31 protein-coding genes are annotated in these 24,680 nt (G+C 61.1%); 18 read left to right on the top strand and 13 right to left on the bottom strand.

The genetic code is table 11. The features are described from left to right. A partial coding sequence (locus AC1RLZ_RS23210; RefSeq protein WP_493190504.1) for a hypothetical protein occupies positions 1-294 on the top strand: 294 nt, incomplete at its 5' end. 69 nt (positions 295-363) lie between these two features. Further along, the gene (locus AC1RLZ_RS23205) at positions 364-645 is read left to right on the top strand and encodes a helix-turn-helix domain-containing protein (protein WP_493190503.1); all 282 of its coding nucleotides are present in this window, start codon (positions 364-366) and stop codon (positions 643-645) included. A gap of 9 nt (positions 646-654) precedes the next feature. Here the strand turns inward: AC1RLZ_RS23205 and AC1RLZ_RS23200 are convergent, their stop codons facing one another. Then, positions 655-1,005, bottom strand: coding sequence for a hypothetical protein (locus AC1RLZ_RS23200; RefSeq protein WP_493190502.1), 351 nt, complete (start codon positions 1,003-1,005; stop codon positions 655-657). A gap of 138 nt (positions 1,006-1,143) precedes the next feature. On the opposite strand from AC1RLZ_RS23200, the gene AC1RLZ_RS23195 reads away from it, so the two are divergent. After that, the gene (locus AC1RLZ_RS23195; protein ID WP_493190501.1) at positions 1,144-1,524 is read left to right on the top strand and encodes a RidA family protein; all 381 of its coding nucleotides are present in this window, start codon (positions 1,144-1,146) and stop codon (positions 1,522-1,524) included. Positions 1,525-1,530: 6 nt separating this feature from the next. Here the strand turns inward: AC1RLZ_RS23195 and AC1RLZ_RS23190 are convergent, their stop codons facing one another. Beyond that, a complete protein-coding gene (locus AC1RLZ_RS23190; RefSeq protein WP_493190500.1) occupies positions 1,531-2,034 on the bottom strand; it encodes a DUF2380 domain-containing protein in 504 nt (167 codons plus the stop codon). Positions 2,035-2,232: 198 nt separating this feature from the next. On the opposite strand from AC1RLZ_RS23190, the gene AC1RLZ_RS23185 reads away from it, so the two are divergent. Continuing rightward, complete coding sequence (locus AC1RLZ_RS23185; RefSeq protein WP_493190499.1) at positions 2,233-2,802, top strand: collagen-like protein; 570 nt, start codon at positions 2,233-2,235, stop codon at positions 2,800-2,802. Between the two features lie 79 nt (positions 2,803-2,881). Here AC1RLZ_RS23185 and AC1RLZ_RS23180 read toward each other — a convergent pair whose 3' ends face one another. Continuing rightward, positions 2,882-3,946: an alpha/beta fold hydrolase gene (locus AC1RLZ_RS23180; protein ID WP_493190517.1), complete on the bottom strand. Its 1,065-nt coding sequence runs from the start codon at positions 3,944-3,946 to the stop codon at positions 2,882-2,884. A 257-nt stretch (positions 3,947-4,203) separates the two neighbouring features. Between AC1RLZ_RS23180 and AC1RLZ_RS23175 the strand changes: the two genes are divergently transcribed. The 4 genes from AC1RLZ_RS23175 to AC1RLZ_RS23160 all read left to right on the top strand — a co-directional run bounded on the left by AC1RLZ_RS23175 (position 4,204) and on the right by AC1RLZ_RS23160 (position 6,548). Next, complete coding sequence (locus AC1RLZ_RS23175) at positions 4,204-4,557, top strand: hypothetical protein (RefSeq protein WP_493190498.1); 354 nt, start codon at positions 4,204-4,206, stop codon at positions 4,555-4,557. Between the two features lie 147 nt (positions 4,558-4,704). Beyond that, positions 4,705-4,950 carry a DUF2188 domain-containing protein gene (locus AC1RLZ_RS23170; protein ID WP_371426151.1) on the top strand — a complete coding sequence of 82 codons (246 nt, stop codon included), beginning with the start codon at positions 4,705-4,707 and terminating at the stop codon, positions 4,948-4,950. A gap of 339 nt (positions 4,951-5,289) precedes the next feature. Continuing rightward, positions 5,290-5,895 (top strand): pyridoxamine 5'-phosphate oxidase family protein, encoded by a 606-nt coding sequence (locus AC1RLZ_RS23165; protein WP_371426153.1) that lies wholly within the window; start codon positions 5,290-5,292, stop codon positions 5,893-5,895. Positions 5,896-6,017: 122 nt separating this feature from the next. Beyond that, entirely contained in the window at positions 6,018-6,548 is a 531-nt protein-coding gene (locus tag AC1RLZ_RS23160; RefSeq protein WP_493190497.1) for a hypothetical protein, read from the top strand. Positions 6,549-6,630: 82 nt separating this feature from the next. On the opposite strand, the gene bfr is transcribed toward AC1RLZ_RS23160, so the two are convergent. Together bfr and AC1RLZ_RS23150 are read right to left on the bottom strand one after the other, a co-directional pair. Further along, positions 6,631-7,116 (bottom strand): bacterioferritin, encoded by a 486-nt coding sequence (gene bfr / locus AC1RLZ_RS23155; RefSeq protein WP_149531420.1) that lies wholly within the window; start codon positions 7,114-7,116, stop codon positions 6,631-6,633. A gap of 150 nt (positions 7,117-7,266) precedes the next feature. Then, positions 7,267-7,554 carry a (2Fe-2S)-binding protein gene (locus tag AC1RLZ_RS23150; protein WP_493190496.1) on the bottom strand — a complete coding sequence of 96 codons (288 nt, stop codon included), beginning with the start codon at positions 7,552-7,554 and terminating at the stop codon, positions 7,267-7,269. A gap of 371 nt (positions 7,555-7,925) precedes the next feature. Between AC1RLZ_RS23150 and AC1RLZ_RS23145 the strand changes: the two genes are divergently transcribed. Both AC1RLZ_RS23145 and AC1RLZ_RS23140 read left to right on the top strand, forming a co-directional pair. After that, positions 7,926-8,255: a hypothetical protein gene (locus tag AC1RLZ_RS23145; protein ID WP_493190495.1), complete on the top strand. Its 330-nt coding sequence runs from the start codon at positions 7,926-7,928 to the stop codon at positions 8,253-8,255. Positions 8,256-8,488: 233 nt separating this feature from the next. Then, positions 8,489-8,785, top strand: a complete 297-nt coding sequence (locus AC1RLZ_RS23140) for a hypothetical protein (protein WP_068732235.1) — start codon at positions 8,489-8,491, stop codon at positions 8,783-8,785. A 113-nt stretch (positions 8,786-8,898) separates the two neighbouring features. Here the strand turns inward: AC1RLZ_RS23140 and AC1RLZ_RS23135 are convergent, their stop codons facing one another. The 4 genes from AC1RLZ_RS23135 to ettA form a co-directional block, all read right to left on the bottom strand. Then, positions 8,899-10,089 carry a lytic murein transglycosylase gene (locus tag AC1RLZ_RS23135; protein WP_493190516.1) on the bottom strand — a complete coding sequence of 397 codons (1,191 nt, stop codon included), beginning with the start codon at positions 10,087-10,089 and terminating at the stop codon, positions 8,899-8,901. Positions 10,090-10,148: 59 nt separating this feature from the next. Then, a complete protein-coding gene (locus tag AC1RLZ_RS23130; RefSeq protein ID WP_493190494.1) occupies positions 10,149-10,775 on the bottom strand; it encodes a TIGR00645 family protein in 627 nt (208 codons plus the stop codon). Between the two features lie 108 nt (positions 10,776-10,883). Next, the gene (tam, locus tag AC1RLZ_RS23125) at positions 10,884-11,654 is read right to left on the bottom strand and encodes a trans-aconitate 2-methyltransferase (protein WP_493190493.1); all 771 of its coding nucleotides are present in this window, start codon (positions 11,652-11,654) and stop codon (positions 10,884-10,886) included. 12 nt (positions 11,655-11,666) lie between these two features. Next, on the bottom strand, positions 11,667-13,316 hold the full coding sequence (gene ettA, locus AC1RLZ_RS23120) for an energy-dependent translational throttle protein EttA (RefSeq protein WP_493190492.1): 1,650 nt from the start codon (positions 13,314-13,316) through the stop codon (positions 11,667-11,669). A gap of 232 nt (positions 13,317-13,548) precedes the next feature. Here ettA and AC1RLZ_RS23115 point away from each other — a divergent pair, with 232 nt between their 5' ends. Both AC1RLZ_RS23115 and AC1RLZ_RS23110 read left to right on the top strand, forming a co-directional pair. Further along, positions 13,549-13,755 (top strand): hypothetical protein, encoded by a 207-nt coding sequence (locus AC1RLZ_RS23115; protein WP_371426171.1) that lies wholly within the window; start codon positions 13,549-13,551, stop codon positions 13,753-13,755. A 114-nt stretch (positions 13,756-13,869) separates the two neighbouring features. Further along, entirely contained in the window at positions 13,870-14,829 is a 960-nt protein-coding gene (locus AC1RLZ_RS23110) for a D-2-hydroxyacid dehydrogenase family protein (protein WP_493190491.1), read from the top strand. Between the two features lie 80 nt (positions 14,830-14,909). Here the strand turns inward: AC1RLZ_RS23110 and AC1RLZ_RS23105 are convergent, their stop codons facing one another. After that, the gene (locus tag AC1RLZ_RS23105; protein ID WP_493190490.1) at positions 14,910-16,106 is read right to left on the bottom strand and encodes a L,D-transpeptidase; all 1,197 of its coding nucleotides are present in this window, start codon (positions 16,104-16,106) and stop codon (positions 14,910-14,912) included. A 357-nt stretch (positions 16,107-16,463) separates the two neighbouring features. On the opposite strand from AC1RLZ_RS23105, the gene AC1RLZ_RS23100 reads away from it, so the two are divergent. Beyond that, positions 16,464-17,255 carry a hypothetical protein gene (locus AC1RLZ_RS23100; RefSeq protein ID WP_493190489.1) on the top strand — a complete coding sequence of 264 codons (792 nt, stop codon included), beginning with the start codon at positions 16,464-16,466 and terminating at the stop codon, positions 17,253-17,255. A 12-nt stretch (positions 17,256-17,267) separates the two neighbouring features. On the opposite strand, the gene sseA is transcribed toward AC1RLZ_RS23100, so the two are convergent. The 3 genes from sseA to AC1RLZ_RS23085 all read right to left on the bottom strand — a co-directional run bounded on the left by sseA (position 17,268) and on the right by AC1RLZ_RS23085 (position 19,835). Continuing rightward, entirely contained in the window at positions 17,268-18,125 is an 858-nt protein-coding gene (gene sseA, locus AC1RLZ_RS23095) for a 3-mercaptopyruvate sulfurtransferase (RefSeq protein ID WP_493190488.1), read from the bottom strand. Between the two features lie 118 nt (positions 18,126-18,243). After that, a complete protein-coding gene (locus AC1RLZ_RS23090) occupies positions 18,244-18,657 on the bottom strand; it encodes a rhodanese-like domain-containing protein (RefSeq protein WP_493190487.1) in 414 nt (137 codons plus the stop codon). After that, complete coding sequence (locus tag AC1RLZ_RS23085; RefSeq protein ID WP_371426183.1) at positions 18,654-19,835, bottom strand: vWA domain-containing protein; 1,182 nt, start codon at positions 19,833-19,835, stop codon at positions 18,654-18,656. The genes AC1RLZ_RS23090 and AC1RLZ_RS23085 overlap by 4 nt, the downstream gene beginning before the upstream one ends. Before the next feature lie 2 nt (positions 19,836-19,837). On the opposite strand from AC1RLZ_RS23085, the gene AC1RLZ_RS23080 reads away from it, so the two are divergent. The 5 genes from AC1RLZ_RS23080 to AC1RLZ_RS23060 all read left to right on the top strand — a co-directional run bounded on the left by AC1RLZ_RS23080 (position 19,838) and on the right by AC1RLZ_RS23060 (position 24,680). Then, positions 19,838-20,143, top strand: a complete 306-nt coding sequence (locus AC1RLZ_RS23080; protein ID WP_493190486.1) for a hypothetical protein — start codon at positions 19,838-19,840, stop codon at positions 20,141-20,143. Next, positions 20,140-22,056, top strand: a complete 1,917-nt coding sequence (locus AC1RLZ_RS23075; RefSeq protein ID WP_493190485.1) for a diguanylate cyclase — start codon at positions 20,140-20,142, stop codon at positions 22,054-22,056. Before AC1RLZ_RS23080 ends, AC1RLZ_RS23075 begins: the two co-directional genes overlap by 4 nt. A 202-nt stretch (positions 22,057-22,258) precedes the next feature. Further along, on the top strand, positions 22,259-22,501 hold the full coding sequence (locus tag AC1RLZ_RS23070) for a GlsB/YeaQ/YmgE family stress response membrane protein (protein WP_068732215.1): 243 nt from the start codon (positions 22,259-22,261) through the stop codon (positions 22,499-22,501). Positions 22,502-22,594: 93 nt separating this feature from the next. After that, positions 22,595-23,437, top strand: a complete 843-nt coding sequence (locus AC1RLZ_RS23065) for an AAA family ATPase (protein WP_493190484.1) — start codon at positions 22,595-22,597, stop codon at positions 23,435-23,437. Between the two features lie 193 nt (positions 23,438-23,630). Continuing rightward, positions 23,631-24,680, top strand: a complete 1,050-nt coding sequence (locus AC1RLZ_RS23060; RefSeq protein WP_493190483.1) for an aromatic ring-hydroxylating dioxygenase subunit alpha — start codon at positions 23,631-23,633, stop codon at positions 24,678-24,680.

Here is a 24,680-nt window from a genome sequence, read left to right as displayed (position 1 = left end):
CAATCGGCCAAGCCTGATAAAACAAGCTGCAAAGAAAAACCCCGCCGAAAATCGACGGGGTTTGTCAGTGGTCTGGGCCGGGTAGTGTACCCGGCCTTTTTTTTGAATTTGGCTCAAAAGGAACAAGCTGGCTCTGTGCATTGTCGCTTCGAACGACTTTCTCAGAATGCCGGGTTCCAAGACGCCAAGGGCGGACAAAGCGATTTTCTCGTTGCAAACCTCCGGGGATACATCCAACGGTACCCGCCCCTTAACCTTTCGTTAACCAATCGCGCCCACCCTGCCGCAACGTAACGGCTGGGGGCTGTTCGTTCTCGATGTTGTTGCTTCACGCATGAAGCAGGCGTTGATCGGGAGGTGCCGATGTCAGACCAGTCATTTCACGATAGCCTCGATGACCCGTGCGACGACGCTTCCAGGGCATCCGATGCGCTCGCGCCTGCATCCGACCCCAGCGAGGTCGTGACAATGCTGATCGGCGCGACTGTTCATGAGGTCGAACGCGAGTTGATGCTGCAGACGCTGGCGCGCTGCGATGGCAACCGCACACATGCCGCCCGTGTGCTCGGTGTGTCGGTGCGCACCATGCGCAACAAGATCAAGCAGTATTCGGCAGACGGCGTCGATGTGCCGGCGCATGGATAGCTGATGGCGCTATTGCAGAAGCGCGCCGGTATCCAGCACCCATGTGGAGCCCTGTAGCCGGCCTTCGGTCTGCATCTCGACATCGACCAGATGCGCCTTCGGCTCAAAGCCGCGAATTTTGACGGTGAGCGGCCTGGTGAATTGCCATGCCGCGCGTGCCTGCAGCAGGTCTTCCTGATACGACGCCAGAGCTTTTGAATCGCCGGCTGTCTTCAGAGCCTGCCAATGCGCCAGCTTGGCGCGATCCTCGAACCAGATCGAATCCGGTTTCACCTGCATGGACGCCCCCAGGCGTATCTCGCCGGCATGCGCTGCGCTCGTGAGGGCCAACAAGGTCAGCAGCGCCAGATATGATTTCATATGTCGTCGCCCGTTACCGTGATGAGAGCGTAAGTCGCCGCGGATCCCGTTCCGGTTCGACAGGACGCGGCAATTCGCGGGCGCACCGTGTGGAGACCTGCTAGGCTGGCCCGACACACATGACCGCGAGGCCTGATCATGCCCATCCAGCACTTCCCGCCCCCTCCCGGAATCAAAGCGCCGCCGCTGTCCTATGCCGCGCGGGTCGGCGATCTCCTGTTCGTCTCCGGCATTCCCGGCTTCGACCCCAACGGCCAATTGCCGGAACAATTCGAGGCGCAATTCGGATTTGTGGTGCGCACGATCAAACGGGTGCTGAAGGATGCCGGCACCGACATCTCGCACCTCGTCAAGGTCAACGTTCTGCTGACGCGCGCGTCCGACGTGGCTGCGATGAATGCTCTGTATGCCGAAGCCTTCGGACCACCGCCGTATCCGGCGCGCACCACTTGCGTGGTTCAGGCGCTGCCCAATCCGGCGATGCTGATCGAGATCGAGTGCGTGGCTTCGCTATCGTGACCATGCTCATCGGCCGGCCATCGCATCCGTCACCGTCTCGCTGACGAAATCGGCGGCGCGGCGGAAAGCTGTGTCCGTATCGCCGCGGAAGGTGACGGCGCGGCGCATCACCAGTTGCTCGCGCTCGACATCGAACAACTGCACCTCGCCCCATTGCACCAGCGTACTCATCTTGCGGATGCCGCCATAGACCAGGTAACGCGCGCCATCGCGGCGCGCTGCGGCGACGAGATCGTCGGGCGCCATGCTGACGGCCGTGCAGGCGGGCTGCGGACAGGCCGGGCGCACCACGCGATAGTCGCGCTGCGCCAGCCTGTCGCGCAGCAGTGCAGCGAAGATGGTCATGCGGTCGCGATGCTGCGCGAACTGGTCGGCCTCCTCGCCGGAAGTGTCGCTATAGTCGAAATCCGCCACCGCGACGGCGAGCTGTCCGGCAGCCGCGGCCGGCGCAGCTGCCCCAAGCAGCGCCGCGGCGCCGCATAGCAACCACAGGACCGGCCCTCTCCGCATGGTCTCCTCCCTGATCTTCTGTTTGCCGCCAGGCCAAACGGCCGCGGTTGCCGGCAGGTCAAGCGACAGCCGATGCTAGTGCGCATGTGGTGAAGCGCAACCGGCAATGTCTGTGGTGGCATGGCAGCAGCGGCGAATTGAAGCCGTCATCCATCCCCTGTTACAAGCGGCCGGACAGAATCAATACGGAGTGTGACCGTGGCAAAAGAAACGATCAGCCGGACCGGACTGCGCGGCCCCCGCGGCGAACCGGGGCTTCCCGGACCGCAGGGCCATCCCGGGCGGCCGGGGCCGGAAGGCGCACAGGGCAAGCCGGGCGTGCCCGGCAAGGCCGGCGCCAATGGCAAGCCGGGGCCGCAGGGCAAGCCTGGCCCGAACGGAAAGGCTGGCGTCAACGGCAAGCCCGGCCCGATCGGGCCTCAAGGCAAGGCCGGACCGCAGGGACCACGGGGTGAACAGGGCCTTCAGGGCAAGCCGGGCGTGCAGGGCGAACCCGGGCCGCGCGGCGAGCAGGGTCCTCCCGGCACGCTGCCGACGCTCGAGCAGATCATGCCGTGGCTGCACATGGTGTTCGACGCCTGGGAAGACCACCGCCAGATGCGCCTGCGCGAAGCTCAGGAGCGCGAAGAGGCCCTGCTGCGCGAACAGCAGGAAGCCGTCGAACGGGTCGCCGCGATGATCGAGGCGGAAGCCGCCACGGCGGATGAGCCCGACGAAAGCGACGACGGCAAGAAAAAGAAGAAGCGCAAGAAGAACAAGGACGACTAGCACCGCTGCGTCGTTCGATACGGACGCGCGACAACAGATCAGGCGACGCGCCGCAATGCCGGCCCGTCGCCTTTACTTTTTACATGGTCCGCTGCGGCGCGGTCTGCAGCAGTTCCTGAAGCTGCTGCTTGTAGAATTTCGCACCGCCCGTGGTGAGATGACCGCGGGTCTCGGTGCTTGCCGGGATCAGCAACATCTTCGCCTGTTTGATCCGCTTCAGCGCAGCGTCCATCAGCCCGGTCTCCGGCGGATTGCGCTCGTCATCCGCCGCGTTGATAGCAAGAACTACCGCTGCGATCTTTTCCAGACCCGCTGATGGATTGTAGTCGCGCGACGATTCCCACTGATAGATGAAGTCATTTGCATCGGCGGTGAACGGCGCCTTGAGCCGGTCATCGACATTCCTGTCGGCGGCCTCGCCGGTCGGCGCCAGCATCTGATAGGCCAGCGTGCCGCCGGCTGTCGCAACGCCATACATCACGCTGGCATATTTGATCATACCGGGCTGGGATGTGTAGTTGCCGCCCTTGTAATCGGGATCGGCGCGCACGGTCTCGATCATCATGCGCCGCATCATCCAGTTGCGCGCGCTCATTTCCGTAGGCTGTGATGCCATCGGCACCAGGGCATCCATCGCATCGGGATATTTGGTGCCCCAGATCCAGGCATGCATGCCGCCCATGGAATTTCCGATCACCATCCGCACATGCTTGATGCCGAGCCCTTCGATCAGCAGCCGATGCTGGGCATCGACCATGTCGTCGTAATTGTATTTCGGAAATGCAGTCTTCATGCCGTCAGATGGCTTCGATGATTTACCGTGGCCGAGCGCGTCGGGAATGATGATGTAGTATTTCGTGGCATCGAGCGGCTGGCCCGCACCGAATAACTCGCCTGCGAATGTTGGCGTCAGCATGCTCTGCGCCGAACCGCCGGTGCCGTGCAGCACCAGCACCGGCTGCCCCGTGGGCTCCCCGACTGTCGTATAATGGAGCTTCAACTCAGGCATCACATGACCGGTGTGAAACTTGAAATCCTTTGCGATCCAGTCGCCCTGTTTCGGCGCGGGATAATCCGCAGCGAAAGCCGCAACGGCAGCAAACGAAGCACAGGTCACAACGGCAGCAGCGCACAATGCGCGCATCGAACAGCTCGGCATGGTCGTCCTCCCCCGGGCGCAGCCATTTGGATCGGGCTGCTTTGCACAAACGCTAACACGACGGGGCGGGCCAGGGACCAACAGATCGATACCGCAGCGCAGCGATCCCCAGCTCGTCCAGCCGGGCATAATTTTTGGGCAGGCGTCGTCGCCATTGCTCGGGCTTAATCATCGCAAGAATCCGAGTCGTCCCGTGCGGCTCGTGGCGTCCGCGCGCGATGCAACACCGATGTGAGGTTCGCATGCGGGGAATGATTCAAGTCACGCTGCTGGCGGCGTTCACGATGATGGCTGTGTCAGCGCATGCCATCGATCGCGGCCAGTTCAACGATGTACCCGACGATATCCGCGCCTGGTTCAAGAGTGTCATCAGCCCAAACGGCGTGCCGTGTTGCGACATCTCGGACGGCCATCGCACCGAATACGATGTCCGCAATGGCGCCTATTGGGTACCGATCGAAGGCATATGGACGGAGGTGCCGACGCGAGCCGTGATCCGCGATCGCGGCAATCCCGTCGGCGAAGCCGTCGTCTGGTATGTGCGCCACCGCGGCGAGATCATCATCAGCTGTTTCGTTCCCGCTGATGCGGTGTGATCGCGATCACGAAACGGTGCCGGGGTGCGGCCTTGCAATCCACAGGAAATCGGGCGCTAGTTGAGATGAACTGGGTGCGTCGTGCGTTAAGTCGCGCCAGCCTTTGACGTTGCCTATCGCAGGCATAGCAGGACAAGAGAGACTACCATGACGGAAGTGACCTATGTGATCGTCGAACATGATGGCGGCTGGGCCTATAAAGTAGGGCCCGTCTTCTCCGAGCCGTATGCGACGCACGCACTCGCCACCGCAGCCGCCAAACGCGCCGCGGCCGAGCAGAGGGTACCCGGACGTACCGAGGTGATTTCCTACGAAGACGAGAAGGGCCAGTGGCATCAGGAAACGGCGTCAGGTAGCGATCGTCCGCAAACACGCATCGTGGACAAGCCCTGATCGCAGTTCGGCTTGAACAGCCCCCCGAGACGCATGACGGCACCGGCTGCGCGATCATGCGTCGGATCGTTGCCATCTTCCACAGCGACGCGGGCATCGCCCACGATTGGCGTTTCAGCCGGTGATCATTTGGTGAGGGCTGTATTATTTGGTGCCATCCATTGGCCCTGGCAACGCAAAGATGCCACGAATTCATAGCGAACGGGCCCAATAGTGTAGCAGCACGCACTGCGTCGTCATGTGGGGCCTCCAACGTCGATCGCGGTGCCACCTGCGCGACTTTGCTGCAAAGTGCCCCCATGCTAGTTGATGCTATCAAATCGCACCGGGAGAACAGACGTGACCGACGTCGCCGCAGACGAACTCCGCACAATTTATCCAACTCCGCATCCGCGCGTGATCGCCAAGGCGCGACCGACGCTGGACATGCATTCGAGCAAGTTTATCTCGCTGTCGCCATTCTGCGTGCTTGCTTCCTCAGGCCCGGACGGCACTGTCGATGCCTCACCGCGCGGCGGCGGTGTCGGCTTCGTGCGGATCGCCTCACCCACCGAGTTGCATATGCCGGATCGGCCGGGCAACAACCGCATCGACACGTTCCAGAATCTGATGGCAGGCAACGGTCATGTGCAGCTGATCTTCTTCGTGCCGGGCATCGACGACACCCTGCGCGTCAGCGGCATCGCCAAGCTGGTGAAGGACCCGGAACTGATGGCGTCGATGGAAGAGTTCGGCAAGCTCCCGCGCGCGGTGTTGAGCATCACGGTGACCGAAGCCTATTTTCATTGCGGCAAGGCGCTGATGCGTTCGAAGCTGTGGTCGCCCGAGGTACAGGTGAAGCGCTCGGTGATGCCGAGCATCTCGGAGATGGTTCACGACCAGACCAAGCTCGGTGAGCCGATGACTCAGGAACAGATCGACGTCGCCTATCGTCAGCAGTTGTAACGTTTCGGCTTTCGACCTGATCGAAGGGCCAAGGCACTCGGGCTGCGGACGGCTTCATGCACAACCGTTATTGAGTTTATCAGCTTAAGGTTGTATAACAGGCAACGCTTGGGGAGAGCGTTGTGCGTGGCGTTGCGTTGATCCACTTGATGGCGGTCGCGGGCCTCATCCTTGGCGGCTGCGTGCGTGATCCATTCGTAACGGAGCAGGATGAAACGCGCGCGGGCGAATGGCTGATCCCGCACCAGATCGATCGGGTCACCGGCGCCGAACTACCGAGTGCCTATGTCTTCGCCGAAGCGTCAAACAGTAATGTGGATTTCCCGCGCGTCTCGTCATTGCTGCTGACATGTATCGATGGCGCCCCGCTAATCCGCTTTGCCTTTGATTTCAAGATCGGCAGCAACCGCAACACGGTGCTGGGCTATCGCTTCGATGGAAAACCTGGTCACGACGACGTCGGTTCGCGGGTGGTGCGGGGAAACCAGATCATCGTCATCGAAGACAAGGCAGAGATCGCGACCTTCGTCAGCGAGCTCGCCGGCGCGAAGACACTCTATGTCCGGATCAGGTCGATCGACCGCGGCCGAACGGCTGTGGAATATCCGCTGGATGGATCGGCTGCGGCGATCCGGGCGGCATTCTCCAAATGAGAGATGCCGCAACCGCCCCTGCCGGAACAGGGGCGGGCAACGTTACTCGGCGTCTATTGATGCCGTCACAGAAGTCTCGGGCTTAGAACTCGCTCTCGAGGCCACCCATATGCTTCTGGGTGTAGAGATCGATGCCGATCCGCTCGATCAGGTCGAGCTGGGTCTCGAGGAAGTCGATGTGACCTTCCTCATCCTTCATCAGCTGCTCGAACAGATCGCGGGAGACGTAATCCTTGACGCCGTGGCAATAGGTGGCGGCTTCTTCATAGAGCGTCCGAGCGCCGATTTCCGCGGCGAGATCGCATTCGATGATTTCCTTGACCGTCTGGCCGATACGCAACGGATCGAGCACCTGCATGTTCGGGAAGCCGTCAAGGAACAGGATGCGGTCGGTAAAACGGTCCGCATGGTTCATTTCTTCGATGGATTCCTTACGCCACATCTTGGCCATGTCGATCAGACCCCAGTGATTCAGGAGCCGGAAGTGCAGCCAATACTGGCTGATCGCGGTCAGCTCGCTGCGCAGGCCCTTGTTGAGGAATTCGATGACCTTCGGGTCGCCCTTCATGGTGTTCTCCTGTCTGCTGAACCCGTCCGAAACAGGCCCCGATCTGAATTTAGAATGCTTCTAAATCAGATTGGATGGCAGGACAACCCCTCTTTGCCCAATTCGGCGAGGAGCGCCGAAGAACGGGAAAGCTGTTGAAGTAATAAGCGCTTAGGCTGCCGCTTCGATCGAGGCAATATCAGCCAGCTCGATATGCGCATGAGTCTCGATGTGAGACTGTCCATGGGCCGCCGTATGCGGGCAGCCGGCACAGCAGGACTTGGCACAGGCGCCCAGCGCCTCGTCCATGATCTTCTTGATCGTCCTTACGCAGCGGCCGCATTGGGCGCTGCAGCCCAGGCAACCATAGACCTGCCCTGGCGTACGGGGCGGACGCGTTCCGGCAACGGCACTACGGACATCATGGTCGGAGAAGACGTTGCAGGAACAAACAATCATGAGATGAAGGCGAGCTCTCAGTCAGGACCCCTCTTGGATATGTAAGAGGCCGCCCCGATGCAAAAGGAAAACGCCGACTTTGAAGCTATTCCAAACTACTGATCACATGGAGGAAATTGGAACGAATCTAAAATGAGATCGAGGGCCGCGATGATCGGACGGACGGTCTCTGTGATTGCCGTATCATGAAACCGGCTACGGCACTGCGATATGCCTTTGACTGCTTATGGGCATGATTTTCGATGGTTTTTAACAGGAGATGCGGGCCGGAGCGGCGCGGTCCCGTTCATTGATCATTCAAGTGAAGTATGAAACTTTTCGCGTCAGGCAGCGCTATTTACAGGCGAAGCCGATGTGAGAAAGAGGATGCCATGAAGAAAACCCTGATGGCCGTTGTAGCAGTGACCAGCCTCGCCTTTGCCGCTATGGCCCCGACATCGGCCAGCGCACAGCACTGGCATGGACACGGCGGCGGCGGTGCCGGCGTGGCCGCAGGTCTGATTGGCGGCGCCCTGCTTGGCGGCGCGATCGCTGCTGGTTCGGGATACTATGGTCCCGGCTATTACGGTCCCGGCTACGGCTATTACGGCCGCCCCGCTTATGTGGCCGGTCCCGGCTATTACGGCGACTGTTTCTGGCAGCGTCAGCGCTTCTGGGACGGTTACGGCTGGCGTATTCGCCGCGTCCGCGTTTGCGGCTGAGATCTCGCGATCTCCGAGATCATCAGATTTCCTGTCACGCATCGGAAACCTACATTTCCAGTGCGTGATGCTTGCAATGGCCCGAAAAAACCGCTTTTTCGGATCACTGACTGGCTAACGTTTACATCGAATTGACGGTTGGGCGCTTTTCTAAGTGAGACAGTCAGTTCGAATCGCAGCGTGAGTAGACCTTTAACCGCGTCGCGTGCGGCGCCCTTCTGGAGAGACCTGAGATGAAGAAGACGATTTCCGCCCTGCTCGCCGCCGCGACAGTTGCCGGCTCGCTGGTCGCTGTTGCGCCTGCCGCGAAGGCCGATGGCGGCCGTATCGCCGCTGGCGTTGCCGGTGGCCTGATCGGTGGCGCTCTCCTTGGTGGCGCCATTGCAGCCAGCCGTCCGGCTCCGGCCTATGGCTACGGCTACGCCCCTGCCCCGGTTTATGTCGAGCCGGAATGCCGTGTCGTCCGCCAGCGCGTCTGGGACGAATATCGCGGTGTCTGGCGTTCGCGCCCGGTCGAAGTTTGCGATTGATCTGACCTGACTGTCGCGCAGCACTGCGCGGCGATCCACATTCAAAACCCGGCCGCTCACGCGGCCGGGTTTTTCGTTCAGTGACCGGATTTCGGGATGGCTTCGATCTCGAACTATTTCGCGTTCATCGCGCGCAACACAGTCTCGCTCGGCCAGCAATCCACCTTGAGGCCCGCTGACTTCTGATAGGCGCCGAGCGCAGCGCGCGTCTTCATGCCGGCCTTGCCATCCAGCTTGTCGGCGTAGAGGCCCAGCCTTGTGAGGTGCCGTTGCATGGCCTCGACATCGGCGCTGCGCAACTGGTTCGATGCCGACCACGGCGTCGCAAATGGCTGCGCATTGGCCATCCGGTCGCTGAGATGGCCGACGAACAGCACATAGAGATCGGAGAAATTGTATTCCTTGATGACGAAATAGTTCTTCGTCGTCAGGAAAGCCGGGCCATAGATGCCCTCCGGCTGCAGCAGCGACGCGGGCTGCGCCTGCTCCGCCGCGCTGAGCTTCTCGCCACGGACCGGAATGAAGCCGGCACGAATCCACTCTCCAATCGGCCGGGTAACTTCGGGCACACCCATCGTACAGTCGGCATTGGCAGGCGCACGCACTTCATAGGCCCAGCGCAGACCGCGCTGCCAGCCCTTGTTGGTCAGCTGCTGCGCCGCGGATGCCAGCGCATCGGGCACCGACTTCCAGATATCGACTCGGCCGTCGCCGTCGAAATCGACACCGTGCTTGCTCAGTTCCGACGGCAGGAATTGTGTGAGGCCCGTCGCACCGCCCCAGGACACACGCAGATCCTTGCGCGTCACGTCGCCACTCTCGATCAGTTTCAGTGCCGCGATGAACTCGCCACGATACTGATCCTTGCGGCGACCGACATAGGCCTGCGTCGCCAGCACGCGAATGCCGTCATAGGGCAGCGCGTAGCGGCCATAGTCCGTCTCGCGTCCCCAGATCGCCAGGATGATCGTGCCGGGCACGCCAAAGCGCTGCTCGATGGCTGTGAGCGTCGCACGATACTTCTGCAGCAGGCGCTGTCCCTCGCCGGCCAGTCGGATGATGCTGGCTTCCTTCACATAGTCCGCAGGGACCTGCACGAACTCTGCCTGCGATGGCGAGCCGGTGGCAGGACGGCCAGGCAGAATGAGATCTGGCAGCTTGTAGTCAGGCTCCAGCCCGCGTGTGACCTCGTCGAAGGTCTTTCGCGAGACGCCGGCCTGCTGTGCCTCAGGCCATAGCGAGGCGATGAAGGCGGTGAAGCCGGCATCCGGCGCAGCGAGCGAGGGAACCGGCGCAATCACCAGGCACAGGACGACGATGGCTGAAAGCGATCGCAATGCCGTCCATATGCCCGGTTTCACCTTCAATGCGCGTGGCCTCCATGGCCGTGCTTGCCGTAACCATTCTCTGCCGGATGCGGAGCGATGCCGTTCGAGAGCTTGTCGACATAGGCAATGCCGACGGCCGAGAGAATGAACACGATGTGGATGATGGTCTGCCACATCACGCCGGTTTCGGTGTAGTTCGTCGTGCGCGCGCTGGTGCTACCGAGATTGCCGGCCTCGATGAAGGTGCGCAGCAGATGGATCGAGGAGATACCGATGATGGCCATCGCCAGCTTGATCTTCAGCACACTCGCATTGACGTGACTGAGCCATTCGGGCTCATCCGGATGGCCGTTCAGATTGAGCCGCGACACGAAGGTCTCATAACCGCCGACGATCACCATCACCAGCAGGTTGGAAATCATCACGACGTCGATCAGTCCCAGCACGACCAGCATGATCTGCTGTTCACTGAAGTCGAACGAGTGCGCGATGAGATGCCAGAGTTCCTTCAGGAACAGCACGACATAGACGCACTGCGCCACGATCAGGCCGATATAGAGCGGCAGCTGCAGCCAGCGCGAGCCAAAGATCAGCGTCGGAATCGGTCGCATCGCCACGCCTTTTCCTGTGGGCGGCAATGGCGTTTCGGGCGTCATGGACATGGGGAGCTCGCTATGGGGTCGAATCGGAGTGCAATGGAAGCGCCGATCTTATAGCGGCGCGTTCTCGACGCGATGATGTCGTGAATGCGCGGCAACTGGCCGCATCAGCTATTTGACAGCAACGATGAAGATCCGCGGAAACTTCAGCAGAACCTTGCCATCCGCCTGCGGCAGATAGCTGGCGGCGATGCGGGCGGTATACTCAGCGATGTAGGCCTTGCGCTCCGGCGGCTCCAGCGGATCGACGAACGGACGCAATCCGGTGCCCTTCACCCATTCCACGATCGCGGCGGCATCGGCCAGGGCGTGATTGTAGACGGTGTGCCAGATTTCGACCCGCGAGCACAGCGGCTGCAATGCATCGTAATATGCGCCAGGCTTCGGCAGCGAGTCACGCAGCTCTACGGCCTTCGAGAGCTGCTTGCGCCATGGTTCAAGATAGGCGACTTCGCGCATCAGGATATGCGAGGGCTCGTCAAGATTATCCGGCATCTGCACAGCCAGAACGCCGCCCGGAGGCAATGCACCGACCAGACGCTTCAGCTGCTTGATGTGATCCGGCACCCATTGAAACACGGCATTGGCAAACAGCACCTCGGTGCCGGCCGGCGCCACCCAGTGGGCGATATTGGCTTCGATGAACGTCTGCGCTGGCAGACGTTCCCGCGCCTGCCGCAACATATCGGCCGACGTATCGACACCGATGACCGACGCTTGCGGCCAGCGATTGACCAGAAGCTCCGTCGAATTGCCGGGCCCGCAGCCGATATCGACGACCTTGCGGGCATCGACGAGCGGAATCTGCGCGAGCAGATCCCGTGCCGGCCTGGTTCGCTCATCCTCGAACTTCAGATACTGCTGCGCGCTCCAGTCGGCCATTTTGAGATCCTCTCAGCGCGTCAGTTTCTTGTATTTCACGCGATGGGGGATGATCGAATCCTGGCCGAGCCGGCGCATCTTGTCCTTCTCGTAGTCCTGGAAGTTGCCTTCAAACCATTCGACATGGCTGTCGCCTTCGAAGGCCAGGATATGCGTGGCGATACGATCGAGGAACCAGCGGTCATGGCTGATGATGACGGCGCAGCCGGCGAAATCCTCCAGCGCTTCTTCGAGCGCGCGCAGCGTATCGACGTCAAGGTCATTGGTCGGTTCGTCGAGCAGCAGAACATTGGCGCCCGACTTCAGCATCTTCGCGAGATGCACGCGGTTGCGTTCACCGCCCGACAGTGAACCGACCTTTTTCTGCTGGTCGCCGCCCTTGAAATTGAACGACGAGCAATAGCCGCGCGAATTGACCTCTTTCTTGCCGAGCAGGATCAGTTCGTTATTGCCGGAGATTTCCTCCCACACGGTTTTCTTGCCATCGAGGGCATCGCGCGACTGATCGACATAACCGAGATGCACGGTCTCGCCGACTGTGATTGTCCCGGAGTCAGGCTTCTCCTGACCGGTGATCATCCTGAAGAGCGTCGTCTTGCCGGCGCCGTTGGCGCCGATGATTCCAACGATGCCGCCGGGCGGCAGCTTGAAGGTCAGATCCTCGATCAGCACGCGATCGCCGAAAGCCTTGGTGAGACCTTCGAAATCGACCACATTGTCGCCGAGGCGCTCGGCCACCGGAATGGTGATCTGCGCACCTTGCGTCTGCTTCTCGCTGGCCTTCTTGAGCAGCTCGTCATAGCGCTGATAGCGCGCTTTCGACTTGGCCTGACGTGCCTTGGGCGATGAGGCGATCCACTCCTGCTCGCGTTCCAGCGTCTTCTGATGGGCCGCGTCTTCGCGGCCTTCCTGCGCCAGGCGCTTCTGCTTCTGCACCAGCCAGGACGAATAGTTGCCCTCGTAAGGAATGCCGCGACCGCGGTCGAGTTCGAGAATCCAGGACGTCACGTTGTCGAGGAAGTAGCGATCATGGGTCACGATCAGGATCGCGCCCGGATAGTTCCGCAGATGACCTTCCAGCCAAGACACGGATTCGGCGTCGAGATGGTTGGTCGGTTCGTCGAGCAGCAGCAGTTCAGGCGCATCAAGCAAGAGCTTGCACAGAGCGACGCGACGGCGTTCGCCACCGGACAGCTTGGTGACGTCGGCATCATCCGGCGGACAACGCAGCGCGTCCATCGCCTGATCGACCTTGCTGTCGAGATCCCAAAGGCCCTGAGCCTCGATCTCGTCCTGCAGCTTGGTCATCTCGTCGGCGGTCTCTTCCGAGTAGTTCATCGCCAGTTCGTTGTAGCGGTCGAGAATCGCCTTCTGCTTGGCGACACCGAGCATGACGTTCTCGCGCACAGTCAGAGCGGGGTCGAGCTGCGGTTCCTGTTCGAGATAGCCGACGCGCGCGCCCTGCGCGACCCAGGCCTCGCCGGTATATTCCTTGTCGAGGCCGGCCATGATCTTGAGCAGCGTCGACTTACCGGCGCCGTTGACGCCGAGCACGCCGATCTTGGCGTCCGGGTAGAACGACAAATGGACGTTATCCAGCACCTTGCGGGTCGGATAGGCCTTGGTCAGACCCTGCATGAAGTAGACGAATTGGCGAGCCATCGTGATCCTTGAAAACCGTCGCGGGCGTGAAAAATGGGTTGTCGCTGATGTAGCGGCGTGGCCCCGAAAGGGCAACCGGGGGCCTTAAGGATTTGGTAACTCTGCACTTCTCCAGAGTAGCCATTATGACAATTAAAACCGCTTTTTAACGACTTCCGCCAAGAGTGCTGGCAGGGCGATCAATCATGCCCCCTTGCGACCGAAGTCGCGGGCAGACAGGCGGAGCCTCGTCATGGCGACCATTACATCAATCCCCTCTCCGGCCGCCGCCGAAACCCGTGCGGCACGCTCAGGCCTGCTCCACGAAATCCGGATGTTCTGGCAGCTGTTCTTCGTCGCAGCCTTCGACCCTTACCGGCCGGAGCAGCATTACATGCGCGGCCCCGGCCCGGCCTGCCGCGCCAAGGACTCTTCCACGCCGGTCCCGCCCTCACATTAACCTGATCGCACCGCCGACGACGATGCAGGCGCTTGCGCAGGTCCGCCAAGCGCGCAATGTGTCCATCTCCTGACGGCCGCAACTGCCGTCATCACCCACCGGATGGACGATCCCATGACGCGGCTGCGCTGTGCAATTCTCGACGACTACCAGAACGTGGCTTTGAAACTCGGCGATTGGAGGACGCTTGGTGATCGCATCGATGTCACGGTGTTCGACAAGCCGTTCGCGTCGGCGGAGGAGGCAGCCACCGCGCTGAAGGATTTCGAGATCATCTGCGCCATGCGCGAGCGGACGCCGTTTCCACACGGGATGTTCGAGGCGCTGCCAAAACTCAAGCTGCTGATCACCTCAGGCATGCGCAACGCCGCGATCGATTTCGAAGCCGCGAAGGCTCGTGGCATAGCCGTCTGCGGCACAGCGATGGTGGGCAATCCAACAGCCGGCCTGACCATCGGGCTGATGCTGGAACTGACCCGCAAGATCGGCTTCGAAAACGCACGCATGAAGGCCGGCAAGCCCTGGCAGGTCACGATCGGCGAGGATATCGAGGGCAAGACGCTCGGGATCATTGGCCTCGGCAAGCTCGGCAGTCAGGTTGCCGGCATTGGCCGCGCGCTCGGCATGAAGACCATTGCCTGGAGCACCAATCTGACGCCCGAGGCCTGCGAAAAAGCCGGCGTGACCTATGCCACCAAGGAACAACTATTCGCCACCGCCGACGTCATCACCATCCATCTGGTGCTGAGTGATCGGTCGCGCGGGCTCGTTTCACGCGCGGATCTGGAGCGTATGAAGCACACGGCGTATCTCATCAATACGGCCCGCGGCCCGATTGTCGACGAAACCGCATTGCTTGAGACCCTGCAGGCCGGCAAGATTGCCGGCGCCGGCATCGACACCTATTCCCATGAGCCCCTGCCGCTCGACAGCCCGCTGCGCAAGCTCGACAATGTCGTGATCACGCCGCATCTCGGCTATGTCACCGCGGAAAATTACAGGCGCATCTATGCGGAAATGATCGAGGGCATCGGCGGCTGGCTGAACAACGCCCCCGTCCGCAAGCTCAACTGAGGCAAGCTTTCACAGCGCAAAACAAAACGGGCGCCGTGTGATCACACGGCGCCCGTTTTGTTGAAATCAGCAGAAGGAAATCAGCGAATGCTGACCGGAGCCGGCAGCGGCTGAACCGATGTGGGCTGGGTGCCGGCCAGGGGCGCTGGAGCGGCGCTGGCGCTTGGACCGGGCGCCGGCTGCGCAGAGGCGGTCGTCGCCGGAGCCTTGGCCGGCATCACTACCACGCGGGTACCGACCTTGACGCGCTCGAACAGATCCGAGACGTCGTCGTTCAGCATGCCGAAACAGCCGGAGGACACCGATTTGCCGATGGTCGACGGCTGGTTGGTGCCATGGATACGATACACGGTGGAGCCGAGATACATCGCGCGGGCGCCGAGCGGATTGCCTTCGCCGCCGGCCATGAAGCGCGGCAGATAAGGCTGGCGCTCGATCATCTCGGTCGGCGGATGCCAATCCGGCCACTCCGCCTTGCGGGTGATCTTCTGCACACCGTTCCATGTGAAGCCGTCGCGGCCGACACGGACGCCATAGCGCATCGCGCGGTTGTTACCGAGCACATAGTACAAATAGTAGTTCGGCGTATCGACGACGATGGTGCCCGCGGGCTCCTTCGTCACGAAATTGACTTCCTGCCGGCGAAATTGCGGCGGCAGCTGCGCCGGACCGGTTTCCGGCTGATCTTCCGGAGGCAGCGAAGCCACCATCACGGAACTGCCATTGGCGCCCAGACCCTGTCCCTGAACGGAGCCGGTCATAGGTGCACCCTGCCCGCCCACGCCTTCAGGCGGACGCACTGTGCCATCGCCGTTGCCACGGTTCGAATAGACCACCGCCGGCGGCGCCATCGGGCGGCCGTAGCGCGGATCGTCGGGCGACATCACGGGACCCTGAGGCATTGCGCGATCAGAATAAACCGGGGCAGCACCGGCCGGACGGCCATAGCGCGGATCGTCCGGAGACATCACCGGACCCTGGGGCGCAACGCCCGGCGCGGACAGCCCGGTCATTGGCCGGCCACCGCGTGACGGCGGCGCATCCTCCTCGTCAAGCGAATCGAAATCCGGCATGGCATCCAGCGCGCGATCGGCGCGCGACGCGGCGGGGTAACCGCCCGGCGGATAATTGGGATCGGCAGGAATCGAATAGCCGCTTGGCGAGCCGACGGGATAACCCTGTGCGACCGCAAGCGAATGACCCGCGACGCTGCTGAGAGCCACGGTCGCCACTGTCACCAGAAGACGCTTGGTCGTCAAAACACGCTTGGTCATCATCGCCCTTGTATAAGCTCAAGCAAAAACCGGAACATGCTGTCAGATCGCGCAGGATAGCGGCGCATTCAAGACAATTCCGGAAAAAAGCTTCCCATTTCGGTCATATTCGCGAGATCACACGGCGGCGTGGCCATCTTGCCTCACCCCGTTGCAATCACGGTCCGGGAACGCGCCATTTGTTGTGCATCTCACTTTTTAACAAACGGTTCCTGAGGCCGTGCGTTATCCTCAAATGGACGTGATTCGCGACGCTTTGGCGGCAACCGATGCTGCGGAACGGGTCACTGCCAGTATTGTCACCGCGTTCCCATCGTTCGAGAGCCTTCCACGGTCTGTCCGAAGGCGGAACTGCCATTCATGCTTCCGGGTTTCCGATTCCTGTTCGCAGCCGTCCTGCTCACAGTCTCGTTGGTGGTCTTCGGCCTTGGCGCCGCAGCCCTGCTGCGGTCTGCCCATCAGGAATTCGCGACCATTCCGATCGGACGGCCGCCGGCATCGCCCGTCTTTGCCCAGCAACCCGTCGAAGCTCCGCCGACGCTGGCCATGCTGCGTGTGACACCCGCCCCCGCCCCGGAAGTTGCCACGCCGCCAGAGGGATCCGTGACAGCGGCGGCCGAACAAGCTCCCCTCATCGCTGCGCCTGCCGAGCCGGAAAAAACGGCCCCGGCCGAGACGGTCGCGGCCTTGTCGACGCAGGCTGCACCCGCAACCACCGTCTCGGTGGCAACGCCCAAGCCTGAAATTGCAACCACGCCGGACGCGGCAAAGACCGAACAGCAAGAGCCTGTAGCGACCGTTGCCGCTGCGCCGGTCCCCGCTGTCGAACCGGTGATCACCGCTGCCCCGGCACTCGCTGTTGCTGCACCAGCCGCCACCGCAGAGGTGGAGGCGACACCAACGGCGCCGCAGCCGACGGCCACGCTCACCGATGACGACGTGAAATTGTCGTCGACGAAAATCGCGACGCTGGGCGGACCGCCGGTCGACACCGGGCCCGTGCCGCTACCAAAAGCGAAGCCCACTGCAGAGCCGATCAAGAAGGTCGTGAAGAAGCGCGTCGTCGTCAAAAAACGGCGCGTGGCGGCCCGACCTGTTGCCGCCGCAGCAGCGCAGCCAACAGATCCGTTCGGATTACCCGTGTCGCGTTGACGGCGCTTCGGCCTATGCCGGGCCGGTTGCGACCGGCGGTCCGTCCGGCCGTCCCCATTCGGACCACGAACCGTCATAGAGCGCCGAACCGCGCACGCCAAGACGATAGAGCGCGAGCGTGAGCACGGCCGCGGACACACCCGAGCCGCATGTGGTGACGATAGGCTTGTCGAACTCAAGACCCGTGCCGGCGAAGGCTTTCCGCAATTCGTCGATCGGCTTCATCGTCCCGGTCGCAGCATCAAACAACAGGTTATAAGGCAGGTTGCGGCTGCCGGGGATGTGACCGGAGCGAATGCCCGCGCGCGGTTCAGGGACACTTCCCTCGAAGCGGTTGGCGGCGCGCGCATCGATCAATTGCTCTTTGCGCGAATCCAGATTGGCAACGATCTGCGCCTTGCTGCGGACATACGACTTGTCGAGCGTGGCGCTGAAAGTGCCAGGCTTTGGTGACGCTTTGCCGGTTTCCGTCGCACGACCTTCGGCCTTCCACTTCTTCAGGCCGCCATCAAGCACTTTCACATTGGTGTGGCCGTAGGAGAGAAACATCCACCACGCCCGCGGCGCTGCGACCCAGCCGCCGGCGTCATAGACGACAACCGTGTCATCAGACGAAATGCCGAGCGCGCTGATGTCGCGAGCGAACTGCGCAGCGTCCGGATACATATGCGGCAGATCGACGGAATGGTCGGAGATCGCATCGACATCGAAGAACACGGCGCCGGGAATATGCGCGGCAAGATAGTCATCGATCGGCAGAGGCAAAACACCGGGCATCTTGAACGACGCATCGATGACCTTGACCTTGGGATCGTCGAGATGCGCGGCCAGCCATTCGGTGGAGACGAGAGGATCGGTGCTGGATGTCATGATGTCGTTCCTGCTTTGCCCATTCCCGGGTGTCATTGCCGGACTTGATCCGGCAATCCATCTCTTCGGAAAGAAAGAAAGATGGGCACGCCGGTCAAGCCCGCGTGTGACGACGGTATTACGATTTCGCCTTCGGCTCGACTTTCTCGACCGCACCGCCGGCATTGCGCCAGGCGGTGAAGCCGCCGCCCAGATGCGCCACCGGCTTCAGTCCCATGTCGGCCGCGGTCTTGGCCGCCAGCGCCGAGCGCCAGCCACTGGCGCAATGGAAGATGAACTTCTTGTCCTCCTGAAAGATCGGCTTGCCATAGGGGCTTTCCGGATCGATCCAGAATTCCAGCATGCCGCGCGTGCAGGAGAACGAGCCGGGGATCTTGCCTTCGCGTTCGATCTCGCGGGGATCGCGGATATCGACGATGACGACGTCAGGGCTCTGCGCAGCCTTCATCACGTCTTCGACGCTCATCGTCTCGATCTGCTTGTTGGCTTCATCGAGCAACGCCTTGTAGCCGCGGGTAATCGTCTGGGTCATGCTTTTCGCACCAGTTCCTTCATTGCACCTTCGAGACCTTCAATGGTCAGCGGGTACATCCGCTCCGAGAACAACCGACGAATGATCGTGGTGGATTCCGAATAATCCCAGTGCCGTTTGGCGACGGGATTGAGCCACACCGTGTTCGGATAAGTCTGGGTGATACGCTCCAGCCAGACCGAGCCGGATTCCTCGTTCACATGCTCGACGGAACCGCCAGGCACCATGATCTCGTAAGGCGACATCGAGGCGTCGCCGACAAACACGACTTTGTAGTCGTGGGCGTATTTGTGCAGCACGTCCCAGGTCGGGGTGCGGTCGGTAAAGCGGCGCTTGTTCTGCTTCCACACGCCCTCATAGAGGCAATTGTGGAAGTAGAAATACTCCATGTGCTTGAATTCGCTCTTCGCCGCGGAGAACAGTTCCTCGACCTGTTCGATATGCGAATCCATGGATCCGCCGATATCAAAGAACACCAGCACCTTGACCGCGTTGCGGCGCTCCGGTCGCATATGCACGTCGAGGTAGCCGTGGTTCGCAGTTTCGCGAATGGTCGTGTCGAGATCGAGTTCGTCGGGCGCGCCGGTGCGGGCAAACTTGCGCAGACGGCGCAACGCCACCTTGATGTTGCGGATGCCCAGTTCGACATTGCCGTCGAGGTCCTTGAACTCGCGCTTGTCCCAGACCTTCACGGCACGTCGGTGGCGGCTTTTCTCCTGTCCGATGCGGATGCCTTCAGGATTGTAGCCTTCGGCGCCAAACGGCGAGGTCCCGGCGGTGCCGATCCATTTGTTGCCGCCCTGATGACGCTCCTTCTGCTCCTCAAGGCGCTTCCGCAGGGTTTCCATGAGCTTGTCCCAGCCCATGGCCTCGATCTGCTTCTTCTCTTCCTCGGTAAGATATTTCTCCGCGAGCTTCTTCAGCCACTCGGCCGGAATCTCCGCCTTCTCCATGGCATCGAGCAGGCTTTCCAGCCCCTTGAAGACCGTGCCGAACACCCGATCGAACTTGTCGAGATTGCGCTCGTCCTTCACCAGCGCTGCACGGGACAGATAATAGAAATTCTCCACCGACTGATCCGCGAGGTCAGCGTCGAGCGCCTCCATTAGCGTGAGATATTCGCGCAGGGTCACCGGGACCTGCGCATCGCGTAGCGATGTGAAGAATTGCAAGAACATGATTGACAGATTGCCCGACCACCCGCGCCCGTCAAGGGCCGGATGCGGTAGAAGCCTACACAGCTCGGTGGCGCGCTATCGCGGCGCGCATCCAAAATAAGCGAGATTTGTCAGCCAGACCGGACCGAATTCCGCGCCACGGCATGGTGAAGCAATCGCTTTTCAGATTGCAGGTATTTGTTTCAACAATTCCGGCGTCGGTAACCACGCAACGCGGTGTCACGCCATCGACGGGCATTCTTAGCTATCGTGAAAGCAACGGCGGCCATGGTGATGGCCTGTTTTGCAGTCAACTTAGAAACGAATGACCCTGCCCACGACACCGACCAGCAGTTCACCGAGCCGGCTCTCCGCGCCGGGCGTGATCGTCACGCTGTTCGTGCTGGCGATGAGCGCGTGCGTGCTCGGGCTTGTCGTCTGGAAGGCGCTCGATGCCCGCCAAACCGTACTGGCGCAAAGCGAGACCGATAGTCGAAACCTCGCACACTCGCTGGTCGAACATGCTTCGCACACGATACAGGCCGTCGATGTCGCCATGAGCGGGATGGCGGATCTGCTGAAATACCAAAACCCGCAACCGAATCGCTTCAACACGTTTCTGGCCAATACCGCGAACGCGCTGCCACAGCTGCGCGAAATCGGTGTATTCGATACGCTCGGCAACTGGCGTTATTCCTCGCTGCCGGAAACGCCGACGCATAATAATTCCGACCGCGACTATTTCATCTATCATCGCGACCACACCGACTCCAATATCAGGATCAACGCACCCATCACGTCGCGGCTAACCGACCGCACGTCAATCATCCTGTCGAAGCGGATCGACGGCCCCGATGGCAGCTTCAAGGGCGTGCTGACGGGCGCAATCGACACCCAGTACTTCAGCGATTTCTACAAGACATTCCAGATCGGCGAGAGCGGCGGCATCAGCCTGATCCGAAGCGACGGCACGCTGCTGATTCACTGGCCATCGATGGAGGTTGGGAAGGACCTTTCCGGAACTGAGCTCATTCAGACCCGTCTGAAACAGAGTCTGGCCGGCTTCTACAAGATCGATTCACCGTTCGACGGTATCACCAAATATTTCAGCTACGAGCAAACCACGCAGTACCCGCTGATCGACACGGTCGCGATTCCGGAGGATCAGGTGCTGGCGATATGGAAGAGCAATCTGCTCTCCGACGTTATCGTTGCTTCAGTCCTGCTCTGCACCGTGATTCTGCTCGCCGCACTGCTATCGACCCAGCTTCGCTTCCGCCTCAACATGGAAAACACGCTCCGCGAGCGCGAGTCCCGCTACCGCCTGCTCGCCGACAACATCGCTGATGTCATCATTCTGCTCGATCGCTTCGGGAGCATCGTCTTTGTCTCGCACTCGGTCGAGTTCGTTTTGGGGCACAATCCGAAAGATCTGCTCGGGCGCTCCTGCTTCGAACTGGTGCACCCGGAGGATGTCGAGGCCGTGAAGGCGGCCAGCGCGCAATTGAAAGATCTCACGGCGAACCGCACCGTGATTTTTCGGACTTATCGTGACGACCATTCACTCGCTTGGGTGGAGGTTAACTTCAAACTGGCCACCCGCGAGATCGATCGCGACAAGGTCGAAATCGTCGGCGTGCTGCGCGATGTGACCTTGCGCAAGAGCATGCAGGACGAGTTGACGTCGTTGAATACAAAGCTCGCCGAACTCGCGACCACTGACGGACTGACGGGACTGGCAAACCGGCGCACGCTCGACGGCTTTCTGCGCCGTGCCTACGAGCAACATGAACAGATGTCGGTGCTGCTGATCGATGTCGACAACTTCAAGGGCTACAATGACAGCAACGGCCACCAGGCTGGCGACACCTGCCTGAAACGCGTCGCGGCCGTCATTGCTGATGCCACGATCAATACACCGGCATTGTCCGCACGCTATGGCGGCGAGGAATTTGCCATCGTTTTGCCGGACATATCCGAGGCCGACGCCATCACAATCGCGGAAGCCCTGCGTCTTCGGGTCAGGGCATTGGAGATTCCAAATATGGCATCAACCCGCGGCCACCTCTCGATCAGCGTCGGCGTCGCCAGCCGGAGCAGCCAAACTTCGAGCGAAGCCGTCCTGGTCGGTGAAGCCGACCTTGCGCTTTACGAGGCCAAACGGCGGGGCCGCGATTGTATCGTCGCCAGTTCGGCGCTGGAACGCGAATATTTCAGCGCCGGATTTTCGAACAACAGCTAGGCCGCCAATTCCGCCCGGCATTTCCCCGCCATGATATGTTCTTCGTCATCGCAAAAGGTCCCGCGACGTGCCCGGAATGGTGGCTGGACCTGACCGATAATTCAATTAAACTTCGCCCGGAAACGTGCCAGCTGGCTCAACTGGCCGACGGCTCAACATAACCAGGATGGCGCCCTCGGTGTCGCCCGCGAAGGATTGATCCATGGGAATTCTCGCAGCACTGCTGATCGGCGCCATTGCCGGCTGGTTGGCCGGGTTGATCGTTCGTGGCGCCGGCTTCGGCCTGCTCGGCAATATCGTGATCGGCATCATCGGCGCACTGGTCGCCGGCTGGCTGCTGCCGCGATTGGGCGTCAGCCTTGGCGTCGGGGCGATCCGCGACATCATCAACGCCACCATCGGTGCGGTGATCGTGCTCGTCATCCTCTCGCTGATCCGGCGCTAACCTCTCATCCAGACATTCTGCGATCGCCGACCGCGATCCCCACATTCCGGCGGCACGCCGCCGTGCGACAAGAAGAACAAGGCAAATAACTCCATGAAATTTACCGGCACCGAAAACTATGTAGCGACCGACGATCTCAAGGTCGCCGTCAATGCCGCCATCGTGCTTGAACGCCCGCTGCTCGTGAAGGGCGAACCGGGCACCGGCAAGACCGTATTGGCTGAAGAAGTCGCCAAGGCGCTGGGCGCACCGCTGCTGACCTGGCACATCAAGTCGACCACAAAGGCGCAGCAGGGCCTGTACGAATACGATGCAGTCTCGCGCCTGCGCGACAGCCAGCTCGGCGATCCCCGCGTCTCGGATATCGGCAACTACATCAAGCGCGGCAAGCTATGGGAAGCCTTTACCCACGCCGAGCGACCGGTGCTGCTGATCGACGAAATCGACAAGGCTGATATCGAATTCCCGAACGATCTGCTGCTCGAACTCGACCGCATGGAATTCCATGTCTATGAGACCGGCGAGACCATCAAGGCGGCGAAGCGCCCGATCGTGATGATCACCTCAAACAACGAGAAGGAATTACCCGACGCGTTCCTGCGCCGTTGCTTCTTCCACTACATCAAGTTCCCCGACATCGACACCATGAACCAGATCGTCGAGGTCCACTTCCCCGGCATCAAGCATCGCCTCGTCTCCGAAGCGATGCGTATTTTCTTCGAGGTCCGCGACGTGCCCGGTCTCAAGAAGAAGCCGTCGACGTCGGAGCTGCTCGACTGGCTGAAGCTGCTGGTCAATGAAGACATGTCGCCGGAGATGCTGCGGGAGCGTGACCCGCGCAAGCTGATCCCGCCGCTGCATGGCGCGCTGCTGAAGAACGAGCAGGACGTGCACCTGTTCGAGCGGTTGGCGTTCTTGAACCGCCGGGAAGTCTGAGCCGGCCATCGAGGTATACAGCCCTCACGGAAAACCGCCCTTAGAGGCGGTTTTTTAGTACCTATTTTTTGAATTATACCCAAATTCGGTATACATAAATCAGTTCTCATCCCCGAATTCTTGAGATATCGTCCCTCCAAACGCTGATCCTGTATACAGGCAGGACTCAAGAATTGCGCCATGGAGGAATACGATGCCCGCTTCATTCCCGCTGAACGCCTGGTACGCCGCCGCTTGGGACGCCGACATCAAACACCAGCTGTTCCCGCGCACGATCTGCGGGAAGCATGTGGTGATCTACCGACGCTCCGATGGCGGCGTCAGCGCGCTGGAAGACGCCTGCTGGCACCGGCTGGTGCCGCTCTCCAAGGGCCGACTGGAAGGCGACACGGTGGTCTGCGGCTATCACGGGCTGAAATACAATGCGCAGGGTCGCTGCACCTTCATGCCCTCGCAGGAGACCATCAATCCCTCCGCCTGCGTGCGCTCCTATCCCGTGGTCGAGCGGCATCGCTTCATCTGGCTGTGGATGGGCGACCCCGCGCTGGCCGATCCCGCTTTGGTGCCGGACATGCACTGGAACGACGATCCGCTATGGGCCGGCGACGGCAAGACGATCCATGCGAAGTGCGACTACCGCCTCGTGGTCGACAATCTGATGGATCTCACCCACGAGACCTTCGTGCACGGCTCCAGTATCGGCCAGGACGACGTCGCCGAAGCGCCGTTCGATGTCACCCATGGCGACAAGACCGTGACGGTGACGCGCTGGATGAAGGGCATCGAGGCGCCGCCATTCTGGGCCGCGCAGTTGCGCAAGCCCGGCCCGGTCGATCGGTGGCAGATCATCCACTTCCAGGCGCCGAGCACGGTGAATATCGATGTCGGCGTGGCGCCCGCTGGCACGGGCGCGCCGGAAGGCGATCGCTCGCAGGGCGTCAACGGCTTCGTGCTCAACACCATGACGCCGGAAACCGAGACCACCTGCCACTATTTCTGGGCCTTCGTGCGCAACCACCGCATCACCGAGCAGAAGATCACAACGGAAATCCGCGAAGGCGTTGCGGGTATTTTCCGCGAGGACGAGATCATTCTCGAAGCGCAGCAGAAAGCGATGAACGAGAATCCCGACCGCGTGTTCTACAATCTCAATATCGATGCCGGCGCCATGTGGTGCCGGCGTGTGATCGACCGCATGGTGGCGAAGGAAACTACGTCGCCCACACTGCAGGCAGCGGAGTGA

Source organism: Tardiphaga sp. GW822-FHT04G09, assembly GCF_058800725.1.
Note: the sequence above shows the minus strand (reverse complement) of the source record. Positions and strands in the feature narration are given on the sequence as shown.

Coding starts and splice junctions, on each gene's coding strand:
- AC1RLZ_RS23205 (WP_493190503.1), top strand. CDS start 364: ATGTCAGACCAGTCATTTCACGATAGCCTCGATGACCCGTGCGACGAC.
- AC1RLZ_RS23200 (WP_493190502.1), bottom strand. CDS start 1,005: ATGAAATCATATCTGGCGCTGCTGACCTTGTTGGCCCTCACGAGCGCA.
- AC1RLZ_RS23195 (WP_493190501.1), top strand. CDS start 1,144: ATGCCCATCCAGCACTTCCCGCCCCCTCCCGGAATCAAAGCGCCGCCG.
- AC1RLZ_RS23190 (WP_493190500.1), bottom strand. CDS start 2,034: ATGCGGAGAGGGCCGGTCCTGTGGTTGCTATGCGGCGCCGCGGCGCTG.
- AC1RLZ_RS23180 (WP_493190517.1), bottom strand. CDS start 3,946: ATGCGCGCATTGTGCGCTGCTGCCGTTGTGACCTGTGCTTCGTTTGCT.
- AC1RLZ_RS23175 (WP_493190498.1), top strand. CDS start 4,204: ATGCGGGGAATGATTCAAGTCACGCTGCTGGCGGCGTTCACGATGATG.
- AC1RLZ_RS23170 (WP_371426151.1), top strand. CDS start 4,705: ATGACGGAAGTGACCTATGTGATCGTCGAACATGATGGCGGCTGGGCC.
- bfr (WP_149531420.1), bottom strand. CDS start 7,116: ATGAAGGGCGACCCGAAGGTCATCGAATTCCTCAACAAGGGCCTGCGC.
- AC1RLZ_RS23150 (WP_493190496.1), bottom strand. CDS start 7,554: ATGATTGTTTGTTCCTGCAACGTCTTCTCCGACCATGATGTCCGTAGT.
- AC1RLZ_RS23145 (WP_493190495.1), top strand. CDS start 7,926: ATGAAGAAAACCCTGATGGCCGTTGTAGCAGTGACCAGCCTCGCCTTT.
- AC1RLZ_RS23140 (WP_068732235.1), top strand. CDS start 8,489: ATGAAGAAGACGATTTCCGCCCTGCTCGCCGCCGCGACAGTTGCCGGC.
- AC1RLZ_RS23130 (WP_493190494.1), bottom strand. CDS start 10,775: ATGTCCATGACGCCCGAAACGCCATTGCCGCCCACAGGAAAAGGCGTG.
- tam (WP_493190493.1), bottom strand. CDS start 11,654: ATGGCCGACTGGAGCGCGCAGCAGTATCTGAAGTTCGAGGATGAGCGA.
- ettA (WP_493190492.1), bottom strand. CDS start 13,316: ATGGCTCGCCAATTCGTCTACTTCATGCAGGGTCTGACCAAGGCCTAT.
- AC1RLZ_RS23115 (WP_371426171.1), top strand. CDS start 13,549: ATGGCGACCATTACATCAATCCCCTCTCCGGCCGCCGCCGAAACCCGT.
- AC1RLZ_RS23110 (WP_493190491.1), top strand. CDS start 13,870: ATGACGCGGCTGCGCTGTGCAATTCTCGACGACTACCAGAACGTGGCT.
- AC1RLZ_RS23105 (WP_493190490.1), bottom strand. CDS start 16,106: ATGATGACCAAGCGTGTTTTGACGACCAAGCGTCTTCTGGTGACAGTG.
- AC1RLZ_RS23100 (WP_493190489.1), top strand. CDS start 16,464: ATGCTTCCGGGTTTCCGATTCCTGTTCGCAGCCGTCCTGCTCACAGTC.
- sseA (WP_493190488.1), bottom strand. CDS start 18,125: ATGACATCCAGCACCGATCCTCTCGTCTCCACCGAATGGCTGGCCGCG.
- AC1RLZ_RS23090 (WP_493190487.1), bottom strand. CDS start 18,657: ATGACCCAGACGATTACCCGCGGCTACAAGGCGTTGCTCGATGAAGCC.
- AC1RLZ_RS23085 (WP_371426183.1), bottom strand. CDS start 19,835: ATGTTCTTGCAATTCTTCACATCGCTACGCGATGCGCAGGTCCCGGTG.
- AC1RLZ_RS23075 (WP_493190485.1), top strand. CDS start 20,140: ATGACCCTGCCCACGACACCGACCAGCAGTTCACCGAGCCGGCTCTCC.
- AC1RLZ_RS23070 (WP_068732215.1), top strand. CDS start 22,259: ATGGGAATTCTCGCAGCACTGCTGATCGGCGCCATTGCCGGCTGGTTG.
- AC1RLZ_RS23065 (WP_493190484.1), top strand. CDS start 22,595: ATGAAATTTACCGGCACCGAAAACTATGTAGCGACCGACGATCTCAAG.
- AC1RLZ_RS23060 (WP_493190483.1), top strand. CDS start 23,631: ATGCCCGCTTCATTCCCGCTGAACGCCTGGTACGCCGCCGCTTGGGAC.